The following is a 22,199-nucleotide window of genomic DNA, read 5'->3' as shown; positions in this document are numbered from 1 at the left end:
TCGGAATCGGCCGGACGCCGCTGCGGCGTCGTGACCTGGTCGGCGAGAGCAAGGCTCGCCGCCGTGCGGGTCTGCGACACGCGGGGGCCACGGGCTCCGCGAAGGGCGAGATCACGGACGGTGGAAGGAATGGACGATCGCAGTCCAGGGCTGCCCGGCGCGCCGAGCGCGCGCCGCATCAGGCCCGAGATCCTCGGCAAGATGGCCGATGTCCCGCTTCGACGGGTCTCGGCCGCTTCAGCCGCTCCGGCGCTCGAGCGCGCGTCGTCCGATCCGTGCCCGGGCGCGGCCATGGCGCTCACCCGCGCCGGCCTGCCGACGATCGCCTTTCTCGAGCCCGAGGAGGTTCCGTCGGCGGTGGCCGGCATCGGCGCCCTCCCGGCGGAGATCCGCCGCCTCTGCGGCGCGGCGCTGGACCCCTCGCCCGCCGCGCTCGCGGCGGCGATGTCGGCCCTCTGCGCCGCGGCCCGCCGCAATCCGCTCAAGGTGCGTCGCTCCATCGAGGCGACGCTCGCGGCGAACCTGCCGTCGGACACCGACACCCACGACGACTTCTTCGCGATTCGCCGCGCCTCGAAGCCTGATCCGGCTCTGTACATCCTGTCCCTGATGCAGGCCCTGATCGCCTTCCGGCAGGATCTGACGGAGACGCCGGCGACGGTCGGGGTGCCGGTGCTGTCCGCGATCGAGACGGGCCTGCTGAGCGCCGTCGCGCTGGCCCTGGGCGAGGGACCGCGCCTCTCGCCGGGGCGCCTCCCGGTCGCCGCCTCCGCCGCCTTCGCGGATCATCCCGCACGCCGCTGGATCCGGGGGCATCAGGTCTTCGCGGCCCTCAGCCAGGGGCTCATCGCCGCGATGGCGGCGCTGCAGGCGTGCCGGGATACGCCGCCGGCGCGACGGGAGGCGCTGCGTCACGTGGTGACCGGTCTCGATGCCTGCGCGGCGGCGTTCCGGTTCGCCGCGGATTTCCCGGATCACCTCTACGACGCGCAGATCCGCCCGAGCATGGGCCAGCCGCACATGCCGCGCGGCTTCAGCGGGCTGCTCTCGGCCGACCACATGCACCTCGTGCGCACGATGAGAGACATGAAGGGGATCTTCGAGGGCCTCCGGGCGGACGAGCCGGAGGGGCACGCCGGCGTCGTGGCGGCCTTGGGCCGCGTCTACGACAGCCACAAGCTCGTCTGCGCGACCTTCGTCGGCAGCGAGCGATCCAGCCTGCTGATGGTCGGCGAGAGCGGCCGGTCCAGCGTGGAGCAGCTCGATCGCTTCAAGTCGATGCGGATCCGCAATCTTGGCTGAGATGCGTTCCCCTTCGGGCCTCCCACCCGGTCCCCTGCCGGACGGCGTCCGGAGCGGGACGCCGGAGGCTGCACCCGCGCGCGGCCTGCCCTCCGGGTCCGCGGCGGGTGGCGGCTTTCCGCGCCGGCCGCGGCCGGAAGCGCCGGCGCGGCGCGCCGTGACCCGTGGCGCGGCGCCCGCCGATGCGGGCCCGCGGGAGCCCGTCGCCGCGCCCGTCGACACGCCCCGCCCGAGGGACGCATGGGGCGGGATGACGACCCTCCTGGCGTGGCGCAACCTTCGGCACGACCCGGTCCGCTTCGCGGCCACGCTGATCGGGATCGTGTTCTCGGTCACGCTGATGACCATCCAGCTCTGCCTGCTCGCGGGTTTCGGCAGCACGGCCTCCGGCCTCGTCGACCACGCCGACGCCGACATCTGGGTCACCTCGCGCGCCACGATCAACGTCGACCAGTCGGTCGTCATGCCGCAGCGCAACTTCTACAAGGTCCTGACCGTCGCGGGCGTGGCGGAGGCCGCCCGCATGACGGTGCGGTTCGTGGAATGGCGCAAGCCGAACGGCGGCAGCGAGCTCGTCATCCTGGTCGGCAGCGTCATCGCGAGCCGGATGGGCCTGCCCTGGAACCTCGTCGGCCTCGACCCCTCGCGGCTGAACGAGCCGGATGCCGTGGCGATCGATTCGCTCTACGCGAGACGGCTCGGCGTCGCGGAGATCGGCCAGGAGATCGAGATCCGCGGCCGGCGGGCCAGGGTCATCGGGTTCACCGACGGCGTGCGCACCTTCACGCAGTCGCCCTACGTCTTCACGTCCTACAACAACGCCCTCAAGTTCAACGACGTGCGCGACGGCGACACCAGCTACGTGCTGGTCCGGCTCGCGCCGGGCGCGTCGCGCGAGCGCGTCGTGGCGGATCTGAAGGAGCGGGTGCCGGACGCCGACGTGCTGACGAGCGCGGAGTTCGCGGAGCGGACGCGGCGCTTCTGGATCTACGCCACCGGCGCCGGCCTCTCGCTCTGGCTCGGTGCCGTCCTGAGCGCGCTCGTCGGCGTCGCGATCGTCGCCCAGACGCTCTACGCCGCCACGCTGGAGCGCCTGCACGAATACGCGACGCTCGTCGCGATGGGCGCGCCCGCCCGCTACCTCAACCTGATCGTCGTCAAGCAGGCCCTCATCGCGGGCGTCATCGGGACCGCGCTGAGCTTCGCGATCTCGGGACTCATCGTCATGGTCATGCATCGCGGGCCGGTTCTTCTCGAGCTGACGCCCGGCCTGGTCCTGGGCGTCTCGCTCTTCACGCTGGTGATGTGCATGCTGGCGTCGCTGCTGGCGGTGAAGAAGCTCGTCTCGATCGATCCGACGAGCGTGTTCAAATGACGGAGCCGGTCGCAACCGCGCGGGAGGTGAGGTTCCGCTACGGCGAAGGGCCGACGGCGGTCGAGGCGCTGCGCGGCGTCTCCCTCGATGTCGAGGCCGGCGAGGTCCTGATGATCCGCGGTCCGTCCGGGAGCGGCAAGACCACGCTGCTCCAGCTGCTCGGCGCCCTGAAGGCGCCGAGCGACGGCGCGCTGACGCTGTTCGGAACCCGCGTCGACGGCCTGCCCGCCGCTGCGTTGCGCGCCATCCGGGTCAGGCGGATCGGCTTCGTGTTCCAGTCCTACAACCTGTTCCCGACGCTGCGGGCCTGGGAGAACGTGGCCGTGTCCCTGGATCTCCAGGGTGTCCCGCGTGCGGCCGCGCAGGTCCAGGCGCGCCGCCTGCTGGCCGATCTCGGACTCGCCGAGCGGGCCGACTTCTACCCGGCCAAGCTCAGCGGCGGGCAGCGCCAGCGCGTGGCGATCGCCCGGGCGCTGGCGCACGATCCCACGCTCATTCTCTGCGACGAGCCGACCGCCGCCCTGGACTGGACGTCCGGCCGGATGGTGACCGACTGCCTGAGGTCCCTCGCCCACGACCAGGGCCGCGCGGTCGTCATCGTCAGCCATGACGCGCGCATCGAGCCGCTGGTCGATCGCATCGTCACGATCGAGGACGGACTGATGATCGATCATTCGCAGCATACGCCGCAGGAGGCACGGCCATGAGCGCCGACACGGCAGGATCGCAGACGCCGCGGCGCTGGCGCCGGACGGTCCTGGTGGGCTTCGGTCTGGCGCTCTGCGCGGCCGCGGCCGGCGCCCTCGTCTGGCCCGCACCCCAGCCGGCCGGCGCGATCGCCGCCCCGAGGCCGCCCGACCGGTCGATGGTCGTCGGCCTCGGCCGGCTCGAGCCGCTCTCGGGCGAGGTCGACCTCGCGTCGGAGACGAGCGGGGTGCTGGCCGCTCTGCGCGTCCGCGAGGGCGATCACGTCAGCAAGGGGCAGCTCATCGCGGAGCTCAGCAACGAGGATCTGCTCGCGCGCATCGATCAGGCGAACGCGACCGTCCAGATGCAGCAGGCCCGCCTCGAGCGTCTGAAGAACGGCGCCAGGGCCGAGGAGCGCAGGCAGGCCGCCGCGGCCGTCGATGAGCAGAACGCCAACCTCGGCCGGCTGCAGCGCGACCTCGCGCGCCAGAAGCTCCTCTACGAACGCGGCTACGCCTCCAAGGCGCAGCTCGAAACCGCCGAGGCGTCGCAACGCGTCGCCATGGCCAAGTACAAGTCGTCGTCCGAGTCCCTCGCCCAGATGAATGCGGGCCCGCGCCGGGAGGACGTGCTGAGCGCCCAGGCCGAGGTCGAGCTCGCCCGGGCGCAACTGGCCGAACGCCGTTACGCCCTGGAGAAGACGCGGATCCGCGCGCCCTTCGACGGCGTCATCCTGCGGGTCTACAAGCGCGTCGGCGAGAGCGTCTCGCCCGGCATGGGATCGCCGATCGTCCAGATCGGCGACCTCAAGCAGATCGTGGCGCGCGTCCAGATCGACGAGGCCGACATCGCCCGGATCGCCAAGGGGGCCAAGGCCTATGTCAGCGCGCCCGCCTATCCGGGCAAGCGCTTCCCGGGCCTCGTCACCGACATCAGTCCACGGGTCGGGGCGCGGAGCATCCAGACGGGCGCGCCGACCGAGAAGCGGGACGGCAACGTCCTCGACGTCCTCGTGACCCTCGACCCGGGCGTGATCCTGCCGATGGGACTGCGGGTCGACTGCTACGTGGAGTAAGCAAGGATATCGACGTGCCGAACCGTCTGTCCCGCGCTCGTCCGGTGCTTTACCGCGAATTAACCTAGGTAAGGTTACGCAGGAGTGAAGACGGGCGACCGTACGGACGGCGCGGGAAGCTGGCGAATTGCATGTCCGACAGACCTGCGCAACGTGACGGGAAAGTTCGGCAGGATCTTTTGCCGGGAAGGCGGCGAGCGGCGCGGCGCACCACCGCCACGCTGTCCATCGTCGCCGCCTTGGTCGGGTTGTTTCCCTGCGCCAGCCCTGCGGGAGGCGCCGGGACGCTCTACGAGGCCTTCCGCCTGGCCCATGCCGGCAATCCGACCATCGGCGCCGCGCGTGCGGCCGTCAGGGTCGGGGTCCAGGACGTCGCGGCGTCGGCCACGGGCTTCCTGCCGGACATCAGCCTGAACTCCGACTACGCCTATCGCGACCGGAAGGGGAGCGCCCCCGGCTACCCGAGGACCGAGTTGGTCAGCCACCCCCGCGGTTTCGGGATCGGGCTCACCCAGAATCTCTGGAACGGGTTCAAGACCTCCAACAGCGTCGCCCGCGACGACGCCGCTCTCCTGTCCCAGAAGGACCGGCTCGTGGAGACCGAGCAATCGATCCTCCTCGACGCGGCGACGGCCTATCTCGACGTCCTGCGGGACACCGCCATCCTCACCATCCGCCGGACGAACCACGACATGCTGGCGGAACGTCACAGGCAAACGCTCTATCAGTTCAAGATCGGTCAGATCACGAAGACCGATGTCGATCAGACGGCGGCCAGCCTGGCGCGCAGCCAGGCCGACATCGCGCTCGCCCAGATGAACCTCGAGACCAGCCGCGCGGTCTTCAAGTCGGTCGTCGGCCGCGATCCGGGAGCGCTGGCCCGGACGGGCCTGCCGATGGCGCTGATGCCGAAGAGCCTCGAGGCCGCCATCGCCAAGGCGCTGAAGCACAATCCGGCCATTCGCGCCGCGCAGAATGCGATCACGGCAGCGGATTTCAACATCGCGGTTCAGAAGGCGGGCTACATGCCGTCGCTCGATCTCGCGGTTTCGGCCGACAGGCGGTGGGATCCCGACAGCTATCAGGCCAAGACCCAGCTCAATCAGGCCTCGGTCGTCGGGCGACTGGTCGTCCCGATCTTCGATCGTGGCTTCACGCCGGTCGCCGTCGCGCGTGCGGGCGAGATCCGCGGCCAGCGGGAGGCCGAGCTCGATCGTGAGCGCGCCGCCGTCCGGGCGAACGTCGTCCAGAGCTGGGGCGTGTACACCGCCTCGGAGAGCACGATCCGTTCCGCCCAGGCGCAGATCGTCGCCAACGACCGCGCCCTCCAGGGCGTCACCCTGGAGGCGAGCGTCGGGCAGAGGACGACGCTCGACGTGCTCATCACCCAGCAGGCGCTGCTCGATTCCCGGGTGAGCCTCGAAGTCGCCGAGAGGGACCGGATCGTGGCGGGCTTCCGCCTGCTCGCGCTTCTGTCGGATCTGTCCCTCGACACGATCCGCCCGCAGGACCTCCGCTACGCGCCGATCGGTGCGCCGCCGGCGATGCCCTTGCCGGAGAGAAACCCGCTCCTCGTCGGAGGCTTCGAGCGGCTGACGCTCCGGGCGGCCTTCGACGCCACCGTCGATTGACCCGCCTGCCCTGTCCCCAGGGTCCGAGGCCCGGGGCATGGAGCCGCGAGGCAGCGATCGACCCCGGTCCCGTCGGGACGGGCGGGCATCCGCGACCGCGGATCGATGCGGGGCCGCAGGTCCGCGTCGGCGATCCGCGCCCGCCCTGGCGGCGGAGATCCCTCTCGCAGGGCCGGGATCGGCCCGAAGGACCAGATCTGCGCCTGCACCATGCGACCGCGGCGACCCTGCGCGATGTGCGGCGCCCTCCCCTGATGCCGGCTGCGATGCCGTCCTCCCGGTCGCAGTCCACCACGGCCTGACGCGGCCGCGCAGCGCTGCTCCGTCCGGGTCCCCGACCTGTGATGGCACCGGCCAGCGCACCTGAGCCGTCCGGCAGTCTCGAAGCGGTGAATTCCCTCCCATGCCTCAACGGAATGTTCAGGGGATTGCGCTCAACTCTGCGGCAGGAGGTGATCGTATGCCTGTTCGGGGATCCGGGTGCTCCGCGTGGCCGGGGTTGGGCACGGAGGCTGCGCCCCTCGCTCCGGCGCGGACGGGCACCCGCGGACCGTCAGCGCCGGCGCGTCCGACGCCGTAGCAAGGGCGATCGGCAGGATACCCGCGGGCGTGGACATCGAGGCCGCGCCACGGCGTCGCCGCCACCCGACCGTCAACGGCCACGCCCTCCCGCACGGTGAGACCACCGCCTGCCGGTCTTGCGGCCGACCTGTCGTGACGAACGGCAGCGCGAGCCGGCCTCCACCCCTTCTCGTTCCTCCTGGTGTCAATCGGGCATGCTCATGCGACATTTGGCGCTCACACTCGTCCTGGCGCTCGCTGCCGTCGCGGCCGCGTTGCCCGCATCGGCGCAAACGGCGGTCGGCGTTCCCGCGCCCGCGAGCGGGATCGGCCTGTCCGGCACGACGATCTCGGTCACGCCGACCTACGCCAACGGCTGGTACGCGAAGGATCTCTTCGTCTACACGCGGGACGCCAACGGCGCCGTCCTGACCCAGCAGGTGGTCGCGTCCTACAACTTCTCCGGCGGCCTCACCGGCGTCGGCCAGGTGCGGACGGTCGCGCTCGGACCCGCTGCGAGCGCCGGCATCGGCATGCGGATCTGGTTCAATGCCGACAAATCGCGCAACGGCACACCGTTCGTTGTCTATAGCGACGGGTCCAATGCCAGCCAGTTCATGAGCGCGAGCGGAACCTGCACGGCTTCTGGCGGCCGAACAGACAACTGGAACGATGGCGGTTCGGGCGGCTACACCAACTTCGGCTACAAGGTCGCCTGCACCGGGACCGCGACGACGGGGACGGGCACCGGGACGGGCGCGGGCACGCAGACCGGCACGTCGACCGCCGGCATTGGTGGCGGGACGGGCACCGGCACGTCGGTCACCCTGACCCTGACGACCATCAACGGCTGGTACGCGAAGGAGCTGTTCCTGTTCACGCGCGACGCGAACGGCGCCGTCGCCACCCAGATGACCGTCAGCTCCTACAATTTCGGCGCGACGCCGGTCGGGATGAACACGCCGTCGTCGCCGCTGGTCGTCCCCGCGGGATCGAGCTGGGGCGTCGGCCTGCGCGTGTGGGCGAACGGGGACAAGTCGCGCAGCGGCCAACCGATCGTCTCCTACAGCGATACGCCGGGCCAGCCGGCGCTCACGACGTCGGGCAGTTGCAGCACGGGCGACCGGCGCGATTCCTGGGGCGATGCCGGGCGCGCGGGCACCAACGTGATCTACACCCTCTCCTGCGCGGCCGCCGCGACCACCGGCACGGGTGGCGGGACGGGGACCGGCACGAATGCGGGCGGCACCGGGACGGGGACCACGGGATCGCCACCCGGAGAGGCCGCCCCGACGAGCGCCTCGATCCTGATCAACCGCCGCTCCGGCAACTGCCTGGACGCAGCCGGCAACGTGCCGACGCAGCAGATCTGCCGTGATCTGCCGAGCCAGAACTGGACCTTCGTTCCGACCGCGAGCGGCTACCAGATCAAGAGCACGACCACCGGCCAGTGCCTCGCGGTCCAGGATGCGGTGACCGGCAACGGTCCGACCGTGGTGCAGCAGGGCTGCTCGACGGCGGCCAACGCCCTGTTCCGCCTGCGCAAGCTCGACGCATGGGTCGAGATCGTTCCGACGCATTCCGGCCGGTGCATCAGCGGCACCGGCCCGAACGAGAATCGCAACGCGGGCGAGCGTGTCGTCCAGTGGGATTGCGACACTGGCGATGCGCAGCGCTGGACGGTCCTCGGGGCCGAGGGCCGCGCGAACTCGGGCTGGACCGCTCCGAGGACGATCGGCATCGTGCCGGTGGCCGGCACGGTGCTGCCGAACGGCAAGGTGCTGTTCTGGGCCGCCGAGCAGCGCGACAGCTTCACCAGCGGAACCAACACCTGGACGACGCTCTACGATCCGGCGACCAACCAGGCGACGGACCTCAACGTCACCCAGACCGGCAGCGACATGTTCTGCCCCGGCACCAACCTGCTGCCGGACGGGCGCGTCCTCGTCACCGGCGGCCTCACCGCCGGGAACGCCACGGCCTACGATCCGGCGACGAACACCTGGTCGCGCGTCGCGAACATGAACATCACCCGCGGCTACAACGCCAGCACCACCCTCTCGACCGGCGACGCCTTCACCTTTGGCGGGTCGTGGTCGGGCGGCGTCGGCAACAAGGACGCCGAGATCTGGTCGTCCGCGTCGAATTCTTGGCGCGTGCTGCGCAACGTGAAGGGCAACGACGCGGCCGATCCCAGCGTTCCCGTCTATCCGGGCGATACGCATTACTGGCTGTTCGCGAGCTCGAACGGCTCCGTCTTCCATGCCGGCCCGAGCACGCGGATGCACTGGATCACCACGAGCGGCGACGGCAGCCTGCGGGATGTCGGCCCGCGCGGCACCGACCGGTTCTCGGTCAACGGCACCGCGACGCTGTACGACATCGGCAAGATCTACAAGGCGGGCGGGGCACCGGACTATAACGGCGCGCCGGCCATGGACACCGCCTACACCATCGACATCGGCGCCGGACCGACCGGCACGCCGGGCGTCGCGCAGGCCGCCCCGATGCTGTTCGCCCGCGCCTACATGAACAGCGTCGTGCTGCCCGACGGCGACATCGTGTCCGTCGGCGGCCAGAACGTCGCTGCCGCGTTCACCGACAACCTGCCGGTGATGACGCCGGAGATCTGGTCTCCGAAGACCGGCAAGGTCCGGCGGCTCGCCCCGATGGCGGTCCCGCGCACCTACCACAGCCTGGCCCTGCTGCTCCTCGACGGGCGGGTTCTCGTCGGCGGCGGCGGCCTCTGCGGCGGCTGCGGCGGCGCGAACCACCTCGATTTCGAGATCCTGTCGCCCCCCTACCTCTATGATGGCCAGGGCAACCTCGCGAGCCGTCCGAGCCTCACCCAGGCCCCGACGAGCGCCGGCCTGGGAGGGACGCTCGCGGTGACGACCAACCGCGCCGTGACGTCCTTCTCGCTGGTGCGCCTGAGCAGCGTGACCCATTCGACCAACAACGACCAGCGCCGGGTCCCGCTCGCCATCGCGAGCGCCGCCGGGACCTCCTACCAGCTGACGCTGCCGAGCGACCCCGGCATCCTGCTGCCGGGGACCTGGATGCTGTTCGCGATGGACGCGAACGGTGTGCCGAGCACCGCCCGGGTCGTGCGGATCAGGTAACGCCGGTCTTCTCCCGCTTCGTGCCGCGGGCCGCCGAGCCCCCGGCCGATTGTTCATCTGCGGCAGCACGAGATGAGAACGGGGGCGGGAGCGGCCTCCGTTGCGGCAGCCACGCTCGATCAGCCCGCGTTAACACCTCGCTTACCACCGCAGACTAGCCTGACGGCAGACCGGCCTTCGGTGAATCACTTCGCCGTGCCGCGTTCAGCCTGCGTCCCACCGGGCCAGCCGCCGCAGCCCCGTCGAACCGCCGATCCCGTGCCAGGCCGACCATGGCTCCCTCCCGTCCCGCCCTCGCCGCAATCCTCGCCGGCCTCACCTGCCTGGGACCGTCCGCCCGCGCCCAGGACGCTCCGCCCGCGCCGCCGGCGCGCCACGGCGGCAGCCTCCTGGCCGGACACTTCCGGCTCTCGGCCCATGACGGGGCAACGGTCGAATCCGACGACCTCGCGGGCCGGCCCTACGCGCTGTTCTTCGGCTTCACCCACTGCCCGGACGTCTGCCCGACGGCATTGGCCGAGCTGTCGCTCGCCCTGCAGCGGCTGCCGCCCCGCACGCTGCCGGTCTACTTCGTCTCGGTCGATCCCGAGCGCGACACCCCCGAGGTCCTCCGGCGCTACATGGAGAGCTTCGATCCGGGCATCGTCGGCCTCTCGGGCTCGCGGATGGCGGTCGACGAGGCGATTCTCAGCTTCGGCATCGTCGCCCGGCGCACCGACCTGCCCGGCGGCGGCTACACCTACGGCCACACGGCCGCGATCTTCCTCGTCGACGGCGACGGTCTGATCGTCGACCGGCTCGGCAGCGGCCTCGGCCCCACGGCCCTCGCGGCCCGCCTCGCCGCTCTGGCGGGTCCGGCGAGCCCGCCCGCCGACGCGCGCCGGTGACCGCGGCCTGGCGCGCCGGCGCCGCCGGAGATCCGGCCGCCGGGCTCTCCCTCGTCGAGATGCTCGTCGTGCTGGTCATCCTCGGGATCGCCGCCGCGCTCGGCGGCCCGACGCTCGCGGCCCTGCTGCCCGGACAGCGGCTCGACGCCGCCGCGAACGCGGTGGCGAACGAGCTGTCGCTCCTGCGGGGAGAAGCCCTGCGCACGGGGCGGCCCGCCAGCCTCGTCTACGATCCGCAGGCCGCCCGGTTCGTCTCCTCGCGCCGCGTCGCCCGGCCCTTGACGATGACGGCGCTGAGCGTCTCCGTCGCGGTGCCGCCAGACAGCCGGTCCGGCCCGGGCGAGATCCGCTTCCTGCCGAGCGGGGCCGCCACCGGCGGCCGGATCGTGCTCGCCCACGGCGCCGGGCGGCGGGTGGTGACGGTGAGCCGGGTCACGGGCGTCGTCAGGCGCGGGGAGATCGCACCGTGAGGCGCGCGCAACGTGTCGCCGGCGGGCGTAGCGGCGAGGAGGGCTTCACCCTCGTCGAGGTGCTCGTCGCCTTCGCCATCGTCGCGCTGGTCAGCCTCACGGTCATCCGTCTGGCCGGCGACATGGCGGTGGCCGGACGCCGGGTCGAGACGGCGGCGATCCGGCTCGACGAGGCCGAGGGCATCGTCCTGCTGCGGGCCGCCGCCGGCAGCCTGCGGGCCGGCATCGAGCAGGGTCGCTTCAGCGACGGCCAACCCTGGACCTTGAGCGTCGTCGATGTCGGCCCGGCGCTCGGCTGGCGCGATCTGCCGCCGCTCTGGCGCGTCCGCCTGGCCCTCGGCGGCCCCGACGGCAGCCTCGTCTACGCCACGCTCATCGCCGGAGGGCTCGGCGGTGGCTGAGGCGGGGCCGGAATCCGGCGAGGCGGGCTTCACGCTGGTCGAGGTGCTCGTCTCGCTGGCTCTCTGCGCGCTCGTCGCGCTCCTGACGCTCCAGACCCTCCAGGCGACGGGCCTGATCAGCCGCGCCGCGCGCCGGCTCGAAGCGCAGGAGGAGGTGCACCTCGTGCGCGAGCATCTCCGGCGGGCCTTCGCCGATCGCGCCGCGCGCCGGCCGGGCGGACCGCACCCGCCCTTCATCGGCCATCCGGACCGCCTGGTCGCCACGGTGCAGGCCAACCGCGACGTGGCGCGCGGGTCCGAGCGGCAGCTCGATCTCGGCACGGCGATGGGCGACGACGGCCTGCTGCTCGTCGAGACGAGCGGATCCGTCGACGCACCGGGCCGGCCGGACCTGCTGCTCGACCGGATCGCGGGATTGCAGCTGCGCTACTTCGGGGCGCAGGGGCCGGATCCCACGCCCCGCTGGGCGACGCGCTGGACGCGCCGCGACCGCCCGCCCGTCCTGGTCGAGGTCACGGTCGCCTTCCCCCCGGCCGACGGACGCCGCTGGCCGCCCCTCGTCCTCGCCCTGGGGAGCGGCTCATGAGCGCCGGGACGGCGGACCGGCCGTCGCGCCTCGGCGAGGCCGGGTTCGTCCTGCCCTCGGTGCTGGCGATCCTGCTCGTCGTCGCGGCCGTGGCGGCCAGCGCGGTGCAGGTCCTGCACGCGCGCGGCGCCGCGACCTCCGGCCGTGCGGCGAGCCTTCGGCTGCAGGGCCTCGCCGACGGGGCGGTGCGCCTGGCGGCGACGTCGCTCGTGGTGCAGCATGCCCGCCGCTTGCCGGGGCTCGGGCTGCCGGAGGACGGGACGCCGATCCTCTGCTCCTGGCCCGGCGGTTCCCTCGTCCTCGCCGTGCAGGACCAGGCCGGCCTCGTCGATCTCAACGGGGCCCCGCGCACCCTGCTGGAGGATGCGTTCCGGGCCCTGGGCATCCCCGACCGCGAGGCGGCCGCGATCGCGGCCGAGACCGTGGACGCCCGCGATCCCGACGACGTGCCCGAACCGAACGGCGCCGAGGCGCCGCAGTACCGCGCCCGAGGGCTCCCGGGTCCGCGCAACGCCCCGTTCGGATCGGTCGACGAGATCGACGGGTTGCCGTCGGTGACCGAGCCCATCGCGGCCCTGCTGCGCCGGGCCGTCACCGTCCACAATCCGGCCGGCGGGATCGATCCTGCCGTGGCGCCCGCGGGCACCTTCAGGGGCACGGCCCGGACCGAGGCCCTGCGCCATTACGGCGCTGCATCGTCGCATCGGGCCTACGCGATCACCGCCGTGGCCGCCTCCCCGACCCGCGCGCGGGCGGGCCGCAGCGCGGTGGCCGCGGTGAACGCTCCCGGCATCGGGACAGGCCTGATCGCGTGGCGCTTCGCGACGGACGACCTCGAGGGCGCCGCGCCGCACCCCGCCTGCGGGAGGATCCTCTCGGCGCTCGATCCGGCCAATGACAGGTAGGCCACACGAGGAATGGCGGGGTTGCCCCGCCGTGTCCCATGCGCCGCCGGCGGCAGCCGCCGCTCGGCGCCGTGCCGGGAGCCCCCGCGGCAGGGCGGATTGCCGCCCTGACGCCGTCCCGCTGCCCGCCAGAGCCGACAAGGACCCGCGTTCGGGCATGCGACGTGACTCAGCGACTTGCGAAACGAGCGCAAATCCTCGAGGGGCGCGCCGACCGGGACCTCACCACGACGGCCGTTCCACCCGCGTCGCTGTGAGGTCCTGCTCGTGACCCGACCCCGGATCTCTCATCCGGGGCCGATCCATGATCGAAAGCAGCAATCCGCTCGAACGCCACCATCGCCGTCAAGGCGTACGGACGATTGCAGTCCCCGACCGCGGCGAAACATAGATACGGTCACCCAGCTGGAGATTCTTGAAAAAAGCCGATCCGACCATCGGAGTGAAGCTGTAGCTCGATTCGCCAAGGATATAAAATACGTTGTCCATTGCCATTCCAGCCGGCAAGGTCAAGCGCGAGCCGATCGTCCGACTCTGGCCTTGAAGGGCGGAACTCCACACGACCGTTCCGCTCCCGGTGCTGTCGGCAGCAAGCAGGGACACGACGATCGATGCCGGCGCTGTCGCGTACGGGCTGATGATCGCGTTGGCGGCGCCCAGAATCATCGACATGTCACTGTCGGTGATCGTCTGATACTGACTCACGATCTGGCCGATCGTGGATGAGGTCGCCCGCATCTTGGTCTGGATGACGACGGCGGCGCCGATCTGCGAGATGCCGAGTGCCAGCAGAAGGAGGGCCGGCAGGACGAGCGCGAACTCGATGGCTGCGATGCCCTCGCATCGCCGCGCCGCCATCGCCAACATGATCGCGACGCGGCGCAGGCCGTGGGGAAGCCTGCCGGCGGACCGGATCACGAGTAGGGCTCGACACGGAGTGCGGCGACACCCATCATGAGATGGTATCCATTCGCGGTGTTCGGGATCGCATAGGTCAACGGGCCGCCGAACACTCTCCACCGATAAATCACCCGCACGATCACGACTTTGCCGTCCTGCCCCGGATTGAACGACCATGTGTTGTTGACGTTCCCTTGCGAGTCGTATGTCAGCATCGGTTGATTATAGCTGGAACCTGAGAAGGAAGAATACGCGTTCACATCAACGTATACCGCGCTACAGTCGAATATGTTATACAGCTTGGCACAAACTGCGCTCTTGAATTGCGATTCGCTCACCTGATTAGACTGCACTTGCCCGGTCAGTATTTTCCGGCTCGCGGAGTCCGTCGCATTCTGAAGCACACGTTCGGCCACGAACAGGAGGCCGCATTGCAGAATGTGCAGCATCAACGCGATGAAGATCGGCGCGATCATCGCGAATTCGACGGCACTCGCGCCGTCGGACGACGACACGAGGCGCGAGACCGGTGATCGCGACGCGGGTTGTTCGGACATCGGGACGGCTGCGCGGCTAGTTCGTCAGGTACGGCGCAACCTTCGTCGCCACCGTACCCATCGTGCACCGGATGGTCGCGACCAAATCCATGTACGAGCTGTCGCCGCCGTCCTCGTAGTTCACCGTCATGCCCTGGCTGGAGGTGCAGTCCCCCGTGAACCTGAACGCCCCCATCTGCGCCATGGTCGGCGCTGAGGTCGGTGGGGATGTGACGGTGTTCGTGTATGACACGCCGCAGAAGCCGGGGCAGTACGAGCTGGTGCTGGCGCTGTAGTAATTGATGACCGAAATTCCCCACACAGCCGCACTCGAGTCGAGGACCGCGGTCGAACTCGCCTGGCCGATCGGCGGGCTTGTCCAGCCATTCGACGGAAAGCGGAAATCGTAAGTCATCAGCTGACTCTGCGACACGATGTTGCCCGAGGTATCCTTCGTCCACACCGACATGACCTTCGGATACCACCCTTGCGCCTTCGTCGGCGTGGTCACGAAGGAGACCGGACGCTGCCGCGGCTTCATGTTGCTCGCTTTCGATGTGACGCTCACGGTTACCGCGCTGGCCGGCAGGATCCGCGCGAACGCGAGCGAGACCGATCCGCTGACGCTGCCCGTCAAGCACCCGCATGTCTTGTCGAACACGAAGACCGGGGCGTTGAGCGTCAGCGAACCATCGCTCACGTTGCCGGTGAAAACGGTTTTCGCCATGCTCGTTTCGGATCCGGATGCAGTGAGGCCAGCCAGAACGGCGGCATCCATGGCGCTCTGGATCTTGCCGACCGAGAGCAAGCTTCGTGCATAGTCGATGCCGGCGGCCGCAGCGGCGATCAGGGGGATCGCGCAAACGGCAAAAGTGACTGCAACGCTGCCTGCGGCAGACGAGACAAACCGATGCGTGACACGACCGGTCGCATTCACGCGTCTCGATGTGCCGTCATTGACAATCCGCGTTGTCATAGCTTGTCGACTTTACATTTTCGTTCCGCATGGTAATATCAGCAGATAAAGAAAAAAGTTAATTTGCCATGAAGTTTTTGATTCGAGCTCCGCCTTTCCGTCAAACGATCGATGTGCATCGAAATCAGTCACTTTTTGCAACCACAGATTGCGCCGCGGATCCTTGCCCGCGAGGCCCGCCTTCGCGCGCGTGATCGATCCGCAGGGCCACGCTTCCCCGTCGCCTTCGCGGGGCGCCGGCGGCACGCCGTTCGCCGTCTAAGGCTCCGCCGTGAATCGGAAGGCCCTCGACGCCATGCCGTTCAGGGTGCGGTCATCATCGGCCTCCCTTGCGACATCCGAAGCATCGCAGGGCTGTGATCCGCTGCGGTCTGCGGTCGTCGCACGGTGCGAGACATGCGCCCCGACAGGCGCCGGACGACGGAATTCGGGTCCTTGACGGGGCGCCGATCGGGGCCCCGCTCGATCAACCGTTTCCACCACCGGGTCATATCCTGGCGCCTTCGCATCAGCGGCTGGCGCCTGTCGGCACGAACCCGTTCGGGCTTAGAGCGCCTAACAGAACCGGTCGATCCGGTGGAGGGTGATGAGGCTGGCCTGGAGGACCGTGAAGGCCACATAGATGTCGGCGCGGCGTTCGTAGCGGACGGGCACGCGGCGGGCGCGATTGAACCAGGCACGGCTTCGCTCGACCACCCAGCGATGTCGCCCCAGCCTGTCGCTTCGCTCGACGCCCCGACATCGACGAGGCCTTCACGGTCCTCCAGGCCAGCCTCATCACCCTCCACCGGATCGACCGGTTCTGTTAGGCGCTCTTAGCGGAGAGGCAAAGCCAGGCAGACCGCAACCAGGATCACCCCGTAGGCCACGGCCCGGAACACCCGGTCGGAGGCGCGGCGGAAGCCGTGCGATCCGGCCGCGAGGCCGAGGCCGTAGGGCAGGAGCAGCGGCAGGGCCTCGGCGAAGCGGGGGCCCGACAGCACCCCGGTCGCCGTGAACACGACACCGGAAACCAGGGTCGAAAGGCCGAAATACGCCATCAGGTTGTCGCGGACCTGCGGCGCGGAGGCGCGCTGGCTGGCAAGCCAGAACACCGCGAGCGGCATGCCGCCGAGCGCCGCAAAGCCGCTCGCCAGCCCCGAGGCGCCCCCGGTCGCGAGCGAGAGCGGCAGCGAGGGCGCGGTCCGATAGCGCCAGCCCGAGACCAGGGCGGCGAGCGCCAGCAGGATCGCCCCGGCGGTGATCCAGCGGGTGAGGTCCGGATCGAGGCGGGTGAGGAGCCAGACGCCGACCGGCAGGAACGCGGTGGAGCCGACAAGCAGCGGCACCACCTCGCGCCACGTCGCCCGCGGGGCGGAGCGCGCGCCGAACCACAGCGAGAACGGCGCGTCGACGACCCAGATCAGCCCGACCGCCGCCGCCGGCCCGACGGCGGCCGCCGCGACCGGCACGAACACCATTGCGAAGCCGAAGCCGGTGAAGCCGCGCACCAGCCCGCCGACCAGTGCGGCGAGGACCAGGGTGGAGGATCTCGCATCGAGAGGCAGGACACCCGGAGGGACGAGGGCGGCGAGATCGAGCGACATGATGCCACCACGCTCCCTACGGCTACGGTTCGTCAAGGGTGTCGGCCGCATGACTGTTCACGGAACGTCCCGCGGTGGCGGCGCGGCGCGTTCCCGGCTAAAGCCCGACGCTCTTCGCGCCGGGACGGATTCGCGGCATGCTGCGGGCGCCGCCCGCACCGATCGTTCAAGGACACCCAAGCGGCGATGAGCGAACCGATCCGCATCCTCGGCCTCGATCCGGGCCTGCGCCGCACCGGCTGGGGCCTGATCACCGTCACGGGCACCCGCCTCGCCTTCGTGGCGAGCGGCACCGTGACCTCGGACGGCGACGACGACCTCGCCACCCGCCTGCGCACCCTGCACGAGGGCCTGACCAAGGTCGTGGCGACGCTGCAGCCGGACGAGGCGGCGGTGGAGGAGACCTTCGTCAACAAGGACGCGCAGGCGACCCTCAAGCTCGGCCATGCCCGCGCGGTGGCGCTGCTGGTGCCGGCGCTCGCCGGCCTGCCGGTGGCGGAATACGCCGCCAACCTGGTGAAGAAGACCGTGGTCGGCGCCGGCCATGCCGAGAAGGACCAGGTCGGCGCCATGGTGCGCTTCCTCCTGCCGAAGGCCACCGCCGACACGGCCGATGCCGCCGACGCCCTGGCGGTCGCGATCACCCATGCCAGCCACCGGGCGGCGCGGGCGCGGAATGCGGCGCAGGCCGCCGCGGCGGGCCCGGCGGCGGCGCGGATCGCGAAGGCGGTGGCGCGGGGCTAGGCCCGCAGTCCTGTGCCGGGGCATCCGCGTCCCGGCGGCCGTCGTCGGAGGCCTGCGACCGGTCCCGGGCGCCGTGCGACCCTCCGCCGCCGGAAGCGGCGCGAACACGCTGGTGCTCTGGTGTCCGGGTAAGCCGTGCGTGAGCATGGCGCGAGGACCGATCGGGTCCCCGAGCGCGCCCGCACCGAGCAAGCAGAGCGCGTGGCCCGGACCGGCGAGGTTCGATCCGGAAGGCAACCGATCCGGCTGGGGAGATGCAACGCAGGCTTGCTGGGACGCGCGAGGCCCCTCTAAGCTCGCGGCGCGGGTTCCGCGGGACGGGGTCTCCATCGCATGGATCGGACAATCGGCATGCGGCTCGTCCGGGGACGCGACTTCGCCATGGGCTCGTCCGACTTCTATCCGGAGGAGGCCCCCGTCCGGCGGGCCACGGTCGGAGACTTCTGGGTCGACGCGCATCCCGTCACGAATTCACAGTTCGCCGAGTTCGTCGCGGCGACCGGATATGTCAGCTTCGCCGAGGTCCCGCCCGATCCGCGCGACTATCCCGGCATGCCGCCGGACATGGCGAGAGCGGGATCGGCCGTCTTCGTGTCGCCGGGCGGATCCGCCGGTGCGCGATCCCCTGCCTGGTGGCAGTTCGTGTTCGGGGCGGATTGGCGCCACCCGCGCGGCCCCGATAGCACGATCGAGACGATCATGGACCATCCCGTGGTCCATATTACCCACGGCGATGCCGCGGCCTACGCCCGATGGGCGGGAAAGGCGCTCCCGACGGAGGCGGAATGGGAGTTCGCGGCCCTCGGCGGCCGGGACGGCACGATCTACCCGTGGGGCGACGAGCTCGCGCCGGGCGGACGGATGATGGCCAATTACTGGCAGGGCCGCTTTCCCCACGAGAACACCCGGGAGGACGGATTCGACGGGACGTCACCGGTTGGATCGTTTCCGCCGAACGATTTCGGCCTGTACGACATGATCGGCAACGTCTGGGAGTGGACGGAGGACTGGTTCTCGGCCCAGCCGGCCGCGACCGAGCGCTCCTGCTGCGGACCGACGCGGGCCCGTGCCGCCAGCGAGGCGGAGAGCTACGACCCGGGCGGCGGATCGCGGGTCGGCCGCAAGGTGCTCAAAGGCGGGTCCCATCTCTGTGCCGCCAACTACTGCCGGCGCTACCGACCGGCTGCACGCCACGCCCAACCCGTCGACAGCCCGGCCTCGCATATCGGTTTCCGCTGCATCATCCGGCAAACCGAGGCCGGCCTCGAGGATATGTGAAAATATTCCCCCGAACCGCTTGTATGTCCTGCCGATTCGCGCGAGCCTTCCCGAGTTCCTCCGGGACGTCGGTCGCGGACGGTCTTGGGGCGCACGGGGAGAGCACGATGTCCAGCCTGAAGGCCGTAACGTCCGTCCGGCGTGGATGCGGGGAATGACCGGCACCCCGTACCGCTTGCTCCTGGCGGCGCTCATCCTCCCGCTCGGCGGCGGGGCGCAGGCCTTCGAGGGCGGGACCAGCGCCTATCTCAAGGGCTTCCGGGACTTCATGTCCGGATACCTGCCCCAGGAACCGGGCTTGTCTCTTCGCGAGGACATCTACGTCTATGGCGGACGGAACGAGCGGACGCTCCTGAGCGGGCGGCTCCAGCTTCAGCTGGACACGCAGGTCATCGCCAACATCGTGCGGCCGACCTTCGTCACGCCCTGGACGATCCTCGGCGCCAATTACGGGGTGGCGCTGTCCTGGGCGCAGCCGAACATCGCGCTCGAGGGGCAGCTTCAGACGCCGCTCGGAACGGTCGGCAATGCCGGGGAACGCTTCGGCATCGGGGATGTCGCCCTGAGTCCCATCGTGCTCGGATGGCACGCGGGCAGCTGGCACATGAACGCAGCCTTCGCGGTGTACCTTCCGGTCGGCGACTACGACGTGGCGCGCACCATCAATGCCGGCAACAACTACTGGGCCGTGTCTCCGCAGGTCGGCGTGACCTACTTCGACCCGCAGACGGGATGGGATCTATCCGTCGCCACGGTCTACGTGACCAGTTGGGAGAACCCGGCCACCCGCTACGAGTCGGGTGACGCCCTCCACGTCGACTTCGCTGTCGGCAAGCAGGTCTCGTCGAACCTGAAACTCGGCATCGTCGGATACGGCCTGTGGCAGGTGTCCGACGACGCGGGCGCGGGCGCGAGGCTGGGCCCGAACCGGGCCCGCGTCTACGGACTCGGGCCCGCCCTCACCTACAGCTTCAAGGTCGCCGACACCCCCGTGTCGATCCTCGGCAAGTACTACCGCGAGTTCGGCGAGAGGAACACCTTCGTGGGCAATTCCGGCACGATCAGCGTGAGCGTCAGGTTCTAGAGGCTGCCAGAGCGCGTCAGGATCGAACGGCGCTCCGGCGCCCGCGTGCCGCGCACGGTCGGGCGAAACGCTCCCGGTCGGTCGCCTGTTGGAGAGGGGATTGATGATGCAGGGTTCCGTGTCCAAGCAGTCAGAACCCGGCCTCGACCGGGGGCGGCGGAGCTTCATCGGGCTCGCCGGATCGGCGGCGGTCGGCCTGTGGGGCCTGTGCCGGTTCGGCGAGGTCGCGCGAGCGGCCGATGCGCCGAACGGCCCGGCCGATCCGCTGCTCGCCACGGCGGAGCGCACCAGCGATCACCGCGAACCCGCGATCCGGCGCCCGGCGCAGGAGGAGGAGATGCGGCGCAAGCTGGCCTCACTCCAGCAGCGGACCGGCCGCAAGCCGAACATCGTCATCGTGCTCATGGACGATGTCGGCTGGGGCGATTTCGGCGCCTATGGCGGGGGCGCCGCCGTCGGTGCGCTGACGCCCACCCTCGATCGGCTCGCGCAGGACGGCCTGCGGCTGACCTCCGCCTATTCCCAGCCGTCCTGCACCCCGACACGCGCCTCCCTGCTCACCGGCCGCCTCCCGATGCGCAGCGGCCTGCTCAGGCCCTTCCTGCCCGGCGAGAACGACAAGACGGCGGGCCTTGGAGGCGAGGTCACCCTCGCCGCCCTGCTGAAGCAGGCGGGCTACGCCACCCAGGCGATCGGGAAATGGCATCTCGGCTCCAGCCCCGGAGCCCAGCCGCAGAATGTCGGCTTCGACGCCTACTACGGCATCCTGACGTCGTCGGACGACTACACGGCGTGGCGGGAACCGTGGCGCAACCCGGAGATCGCCAGCGACCCGGCGCGCACGGAATGGGCGTCCAAGGGCGAGATCATGGCGATCGTCGAGGGCCGGTCCGGCAGCCCGGGACAGCCGGTCTACCCGCTCGATCTCGACACCATCCGGTTCGTCGACGAGAAGCTGTCCGAGCGGGCGGTCGGCTTCGTGGAGTCCCGGAAACAGGAGGATCCGCCCTTCTTCCTGTACCTGGCGACGCGCGGCGCCCATTTCGACAACTACGCCCATCCCGCGTTCAGCGGCCGCTCGCCGGCGCGGTATCCCTACAAGGACGTCATCCAGGAGCTCGATGCCAGGGTCGGCCAGGTCGTCGAGGCCCTGCGGCGGACGGGGCAGCTCGACAACACCCTCGTGGTGGTCACGTCCGACAACGGACCGATGGCGGAAACATTCCCCGATACCGGCTACACGCCGTTCCGCAGCGCGAAGGGAACCGCCTACGAGGGCGGCGTCCGCACGCCCCTGATCGCCCATTGGCCCGGGATGATCGCGCCGGGCCGCGTCTCCGACGGTCTCTTCGACCTCACGGACCTGTTCGTGACCTGCCTCACCCTCGCGAGTGCGGGAGAGCGCGTGCCGAGCGACCGCTACATCGACGGGATCGACCAGGCCGGATTCCTGCTCGCCGATGCGGGGCAGAGCGCCCGGCGCGTGCAGCACTACTGGCGTGGCCAGAGCTTCATGGGCGTGCGCGTCGGCGAGTACAAGCTGATGGTGCGGCACCAGGAGGTGACGAGCCCCGACACGTTCCCCTACGAGAGCCCGTTCCAGTCCACCGTCTCTCCCGCGGGATCGGGGGAGAGGATCTACAACCTCTACATCGACCCGCGAGAGCAGAACGCGATGCTCCCGCTGAAGCAGATCCACTACCCGACGCTCGCCGCCGCCGCCGCCCAGCACCTCGCAACGTTCGAGAGGTACCCGCCTAAGCTGCCGATGCGGTGACCTCGGGCTTGAACCTCGGCCGGGAGGCCGATGCCGCGCGAATCGTCGCCCGATTCCGGACCGGCGCGGGCCATCCGCGCGACTCGATGGAACAGATCGGAGGCCGGGCGTTCCGCGTCGGCTCTCGGCCGGCTCGCGCCGTGACGAGGGAGGCCTGATCGCCCGCGCCGGCTGCCGGGCGCCGGGCCTGCTGCCCCTCCGGCTTCCACGCGTCCCGTCGCAGGATCGAGTCGGCCCGGCCGCTCGCTGTCCAACCCACGACCGCGCGGTGACGCCTCGCGATCGTGACCGGACAGGCTTGAATTAAAAAACGATC

At 70.5% G+C, this 22,199-nt stretch carries 19 protein-coding genes and 1 pseudogene; 15 read left to right on the top strand and 5 right to left on the bottom strand.

Translation table 11 applies throughout. The annotated features are described in order from the left end of the window. Positions 1–129 precede the first annotated feature (129 nt). The 11 genes from EU555_RS06530 to EU555_RS06480 all read left to right on the top strand — a co-directional run bounded on the left by EU555_RS06530 (position 130) and on the right by EU555_RS06480 (position 13,002). A complete protein-coding gene (locus EU555_RS06530; protein ID WP_135413851.1) occupies positions 130–1,302 on the top strand; it encodes a hypothetical protein in 1,173 nt (390 codons plus the stop codon). A 250-nt stretch (positions 1,303–1,552) separates the two neighbouring features. Next, positions 1,553–2,677: an ABC transporter permease gene (locus EU555_RS06525; protein WP_167858462.1), complete on the top strand. Its 1,125-nt coding sequence runs from the start codon at positions 1,553–1,555 to the stop codon at positions 2,675–2,677. Then, complete coding sequence (locus tag EU555_RS06520) at positions 2,674–3,384, top strand: ABC transporter ATP-binding protein (RefSeq protein WP_135413849.1); 711 nt, start codon at positions 2,674–2,676, stop codon at positions 3,382–3,384. Before EU555_RS06525 ends, EU555_RS06520 begins: the two co-directional genes overlap by 4 nt. Further along, complete coding sequence (locus tag EU555_RS06515; RefSeq protein WP_135413848.1) at positions 3,381–4,439, top strand: HlyD family secretion protein; 1,059 nt, start codon at positions 3,381–3,383, stop codon at positions 4,437–4,439. The genes EU555_RS06520 and EU555_RS06515 overlap by 4 nt, the downstream gene beginning before the upstream one ends. Positions 4,440–4,570: 131 nt before the next feature. Then, the gene (locus EU555_RS06510) at positions 4,571–6,070 is read left to right on the top strand and encodes a TolC family outer membrane protein (RefSeq protein ID WP_135413847.1); all 1,500 of its coding nucleotides are present in this window, start codon (positions 4,571–4,573) and stop codon (positions 6,068–6,070) included. Positions 6,071–6,846: 776 nt separating this feature from the next. Next, positions 6,847–9,753 (top strand): RICIN domain-containing protein, encoded by a 2,907-nt coding sequence (locus tag EU555_RS06505; RefSeq protein WP_135413846.1) that lies wholly within the window; start codon positions 6,847–6,849, stop codon positions 9,751–9,753. Between the two features lie 272 nt (positions 9,754–10,025). Beyond that, complete coding sequence (locus tag EU555_RS06500; RefSeq protein WP_135413845.1) at positions 10,026–10,640, top strand: SCO family protein; 615 nt, start codon at positions 10,026–10,028, stop codon at positions 10,638–10,640. Then, positions 10,637–11,110, top strand: coding sequence for a GspH/FimT family pseudopilin (locus EU555_RS06495; RefSeq protein ID WP_245524163.1), 474 nt, complete (start codon positions 10,637–10,639; stop codon positions 11,108–11,110). The genes EU555_RS06500 and EU555_RS06495 overlap by 4 nt, the downstream gene beginning before the upstream one ends. Then, positions 11,107–11,511 (top strand): prepilin-type N-terminal cleavage/methylation domain-containing protein, encoded by a 405-nt coding sequence (locus EU555_RS06490; RefSeq protein ID WP_135413844.1) that lies wholly within the window; start codon positions 11,107–11,109, stop codon positions 11,509–11,511. The genes EU555_RS06495 and EU555_RS06490 overlap by 4 nt, the downstream gene beginning before the upstream one ends. Beyond that, a complete protein-coding gene (locus tag EU555_RS06485; protein ID WP_167858461.1) occupies positions 11,504–12,097 on the top strand; it encodes a prepilin-type N-terminal cleavage/methylation domain-containing protein in 594 nt (197 codons plus the stop codon). The genes EU555_RS06490 and EU555_RS06485 overlap by 8 nt, the downstream gene beginning before the upstream one ends. Then, positions 12,094–13,002 carry a type II secretion system protein GspK gene (locus EU555_RS06480; protein WP_135413842.1) on the top strand — a complete coding sequence of 303 codons (909 nt, stop codon included), beginning with the start codon at positions 12,094–12,096 and terminating at the stop codon, positions 13,000–13,002. The genes EU555_RS06485 and EU555_RS06480 overlap by 4 nt, the downstream gene beginning before the upstream one ends. Before the next feature lie 345 nt (positions 13,003–13,347). On the opposite strand, the gene EU555_RS06475 is transcribed toward EU555_RS06480, so the two are convergent. The 5 genes and pseudogenes from EU555_RS06475 to EU555_RS06455 all read right to left on the bottom strand — a co-directional run bounded on the left by EU555_RS06475 (position 13,348) and on the right by EU555_RS06455 (position 17,000). Beyond that, entirely contained in the window at positions 13,348–13,920 is a 573-nt protein-coding gene (locus EU555_RS06475) for a TadE/TadG family type IV pilus assembly protein (protein ID WP_167858460.1), read from the bottom strand. Then, the gene (locus EU555_RS06470; protein ID WP_135413840.1) at positions 13,917–14,459 is read right to left on the bottom strand and encodes a TadE/TadG family type IV pilus assembly protein; all 543 of its coding nucleotides are present in this window, start codon (positions 14,457–14,459) and stop codon (positions 13,917–13,919) included. Before EU555_RS06470 ends, EU555_RS06475 begins: the two co-directional genes overlap by 4 nt. A gap of 16 nt (positions 14,460–14,475) precedes the next feature. Further along, the gene (locus EU555_RS06465) at positions 14,476–15,375 is read right to left on the bottom strand and encodes a pilus assembly protein TadG-related protein (RefSeq protein WP_167858459.1); all 900 of its coding nucleotides are present in this window, start codon (positions 15,373–15,375) and stop codon (positions 14,476–14,478) included. Positions 15,376–15,969: 594 nt separating this feature from the next. Then, positions 15,970–16,152 (bottom strand): annotated as a pseudogene (locus EU555_RS06460) (IS5/IS1182 family transposase); the annotation flags it as partial. Positions 16,153–16,229: 77 nt separating this feature from the next. Further along, positions 16,230–17,000 carry a sulfite exporter TauE/SafE family protein gene (locus EU555_RS06455; protein ID WP_167858458.1) on the bottom strand — a complete coding sequence of 257 codons (771 nt, stop codon included), beginning with the start codon at positions 16,998–17,000 and terminating at the stop codon, positions 16,230–16,232. Positions 17,001–17,186: 186 nt separating this feature from the next. Here EU555_RS06455 and ruvC point away from each other — a divergent pair, with 186 nt between their 5' ends. From ruvC to EU555_RS06435, 4 genes are all read left to right on the top strand, one after another. Continuing rightward, entirely contained in the window at positions 17,187–17,744 is a 558-nt protein-coding gene (ruvC, locus tag EU555_RS06450) for a crossover junction endodeoxyribonuclease RuvC (protein ID WP_135413837.1), read from the top strand. A gap of 351 nt (positions 17,745–18,095) precedes the next feature. Then, a complete protein-coding gene (locus EU555_RS06445) occupies positions 18,096–19,022 on the top strand; it encodes a formylglycine-generating enzyme family protein (protein ID WP_135413836.1) in 927 nt (308 codons plus the stop codon). 154 nt (positions 19,023–19,176) lie between these two features. Further along, positions 19,177–20,106 carry a SphA family protein gene (locus tag EU555_RS06440; protein WP_167858457.1) on the top strand — a complete coding sequence of 310 codons (930 nt, stop codon included), beginning with the start codon at positions 19,177–19,179 and terminating at the stop codon, positions 20,104–20,106. 103 nt (positions 20,107–20,209) lie between these two features. Beyond that, a complete protein-coding gene (locus tag EU555_RS06435; RefSeq protein WP_135413834.1) occupies positions 20,210–21,883 on the top strand; it encodes a sulfatase-like hydrolase/transferase in 1,674 nt (557 codons plus the stop codon). Positions 21,884–22,199: the final 316 nt, after the last annotated feature.

It is taken from the genome of Methylobacterium nonmethylotrophicum, from assembly GCF_004745635.1.
In the GTDB taxonomy this organism is placed as follows: domain Bacteria; phylum Pseudomonadota; class Alphaproteobacteria; order Rhizobiales; family Beijerinckiaceae; genus Methylobacterium; species Methylobacterium nonmethylotrophicum.
Note: the sequence above shows the minus strand (reverse complement) of the source record. Positions and strands in the feature narration are given on the sequence as shown.

Coding starts and splice junctions, on each gene's coding strand:
- EU555_RS06455 (WP_167858458.1), bottom strand. CDS start 17,000: ATGTCGCTCGATCTCGCCGCCCTCGTCCCTCCGGGTGTCCTGCCTCTC.
- EU555_RS06515 (WP_135413848.1), top strand. CDS start 3,381: ATGAGCGCCGACACGGCAGGATCGCAGACGCCGCGGCGCTGGCGCCGG.
- EU555_RS06440 (WP_167858457.1), top strand. CDS start 19,177: ATGACCGGCACCCCGTACCGCTTGCTCCTGGCGGCGCTCATCCTCCCG.
- EU555_RS06525 (WP_167858462.1), top strand. CDS start 1,553: ATGACGACCCTCCTGGCGTGGCGCAACCTTCGGCACGACCCGGTCCGC.
- EU555_RS06520 (WP_135413849.1), top strand. CDS start 2,674: ATGACGGAGCCGGTCGCAACCGCGCGGGAGGTGAGGTTCCGCTACGGC.
- EU555_RS06500 (WP_135413845.1), top strand. CDS start 10,026: ATGGCTCCCTCCCGTCCCGCCCTCGCCGCAATCCTCGCCGGCCTCACC.
- EU555_RS06435 (WP_135413834.1), top strand. CDS start 20,210: ATGATGCAGGGTTCCGTGTCCAAGCAGTCAGAACCCGGCCTCGACCGG.
- EU555_RS06510 (WP_135413847.1), top strand. CDS start 4,571: ATGTCCGACAGACCTGCGCAACGTGACGGGAAAGTTCGGCAGGATCTT.
- EU555_RS06505 (WP_135413846.1), top strand. CDS start 6,847: ATGCTCATGCGACATTTGGCGCTCACACTCGTCCTGGCGCTCGCTGCC.
- EU555_RS06530 (WP_135413851.1), top strand. CDS start 130: ATGGACGATCGCAGTCCAGGGCTGCCCGGCGCGCCGAGCGCGCGCCGC.
- EU555_RS06480 (WP_135413842.1), top strand. CDS start 12,094: ATGAGCGCCGGGACGGCGGACCGGCCGTCGCGCCTCGGCGAGGCCGGG.
- EU555_RS06445 (WP_135413836.1), top strand. CDS start 18,096: ATGCGGCTCGTCCGGGGACGCGACTTCGCCATGGGCTCGTCCGACTTC.
- ruvC (WP_135413837.1), top strand. CDS start 17,187: ATGAGCGAACCGATCCGCATCCTCGGCCTCGATCCGGGCCTGCGCCGC.
- EU555_RS06470 (WP_135413840.1), bottom strand. CDS start 14,459: ATGTCCGAACAACCCGCGTCGCGATCACCGGTCTCGCGCCTCGTGTCG.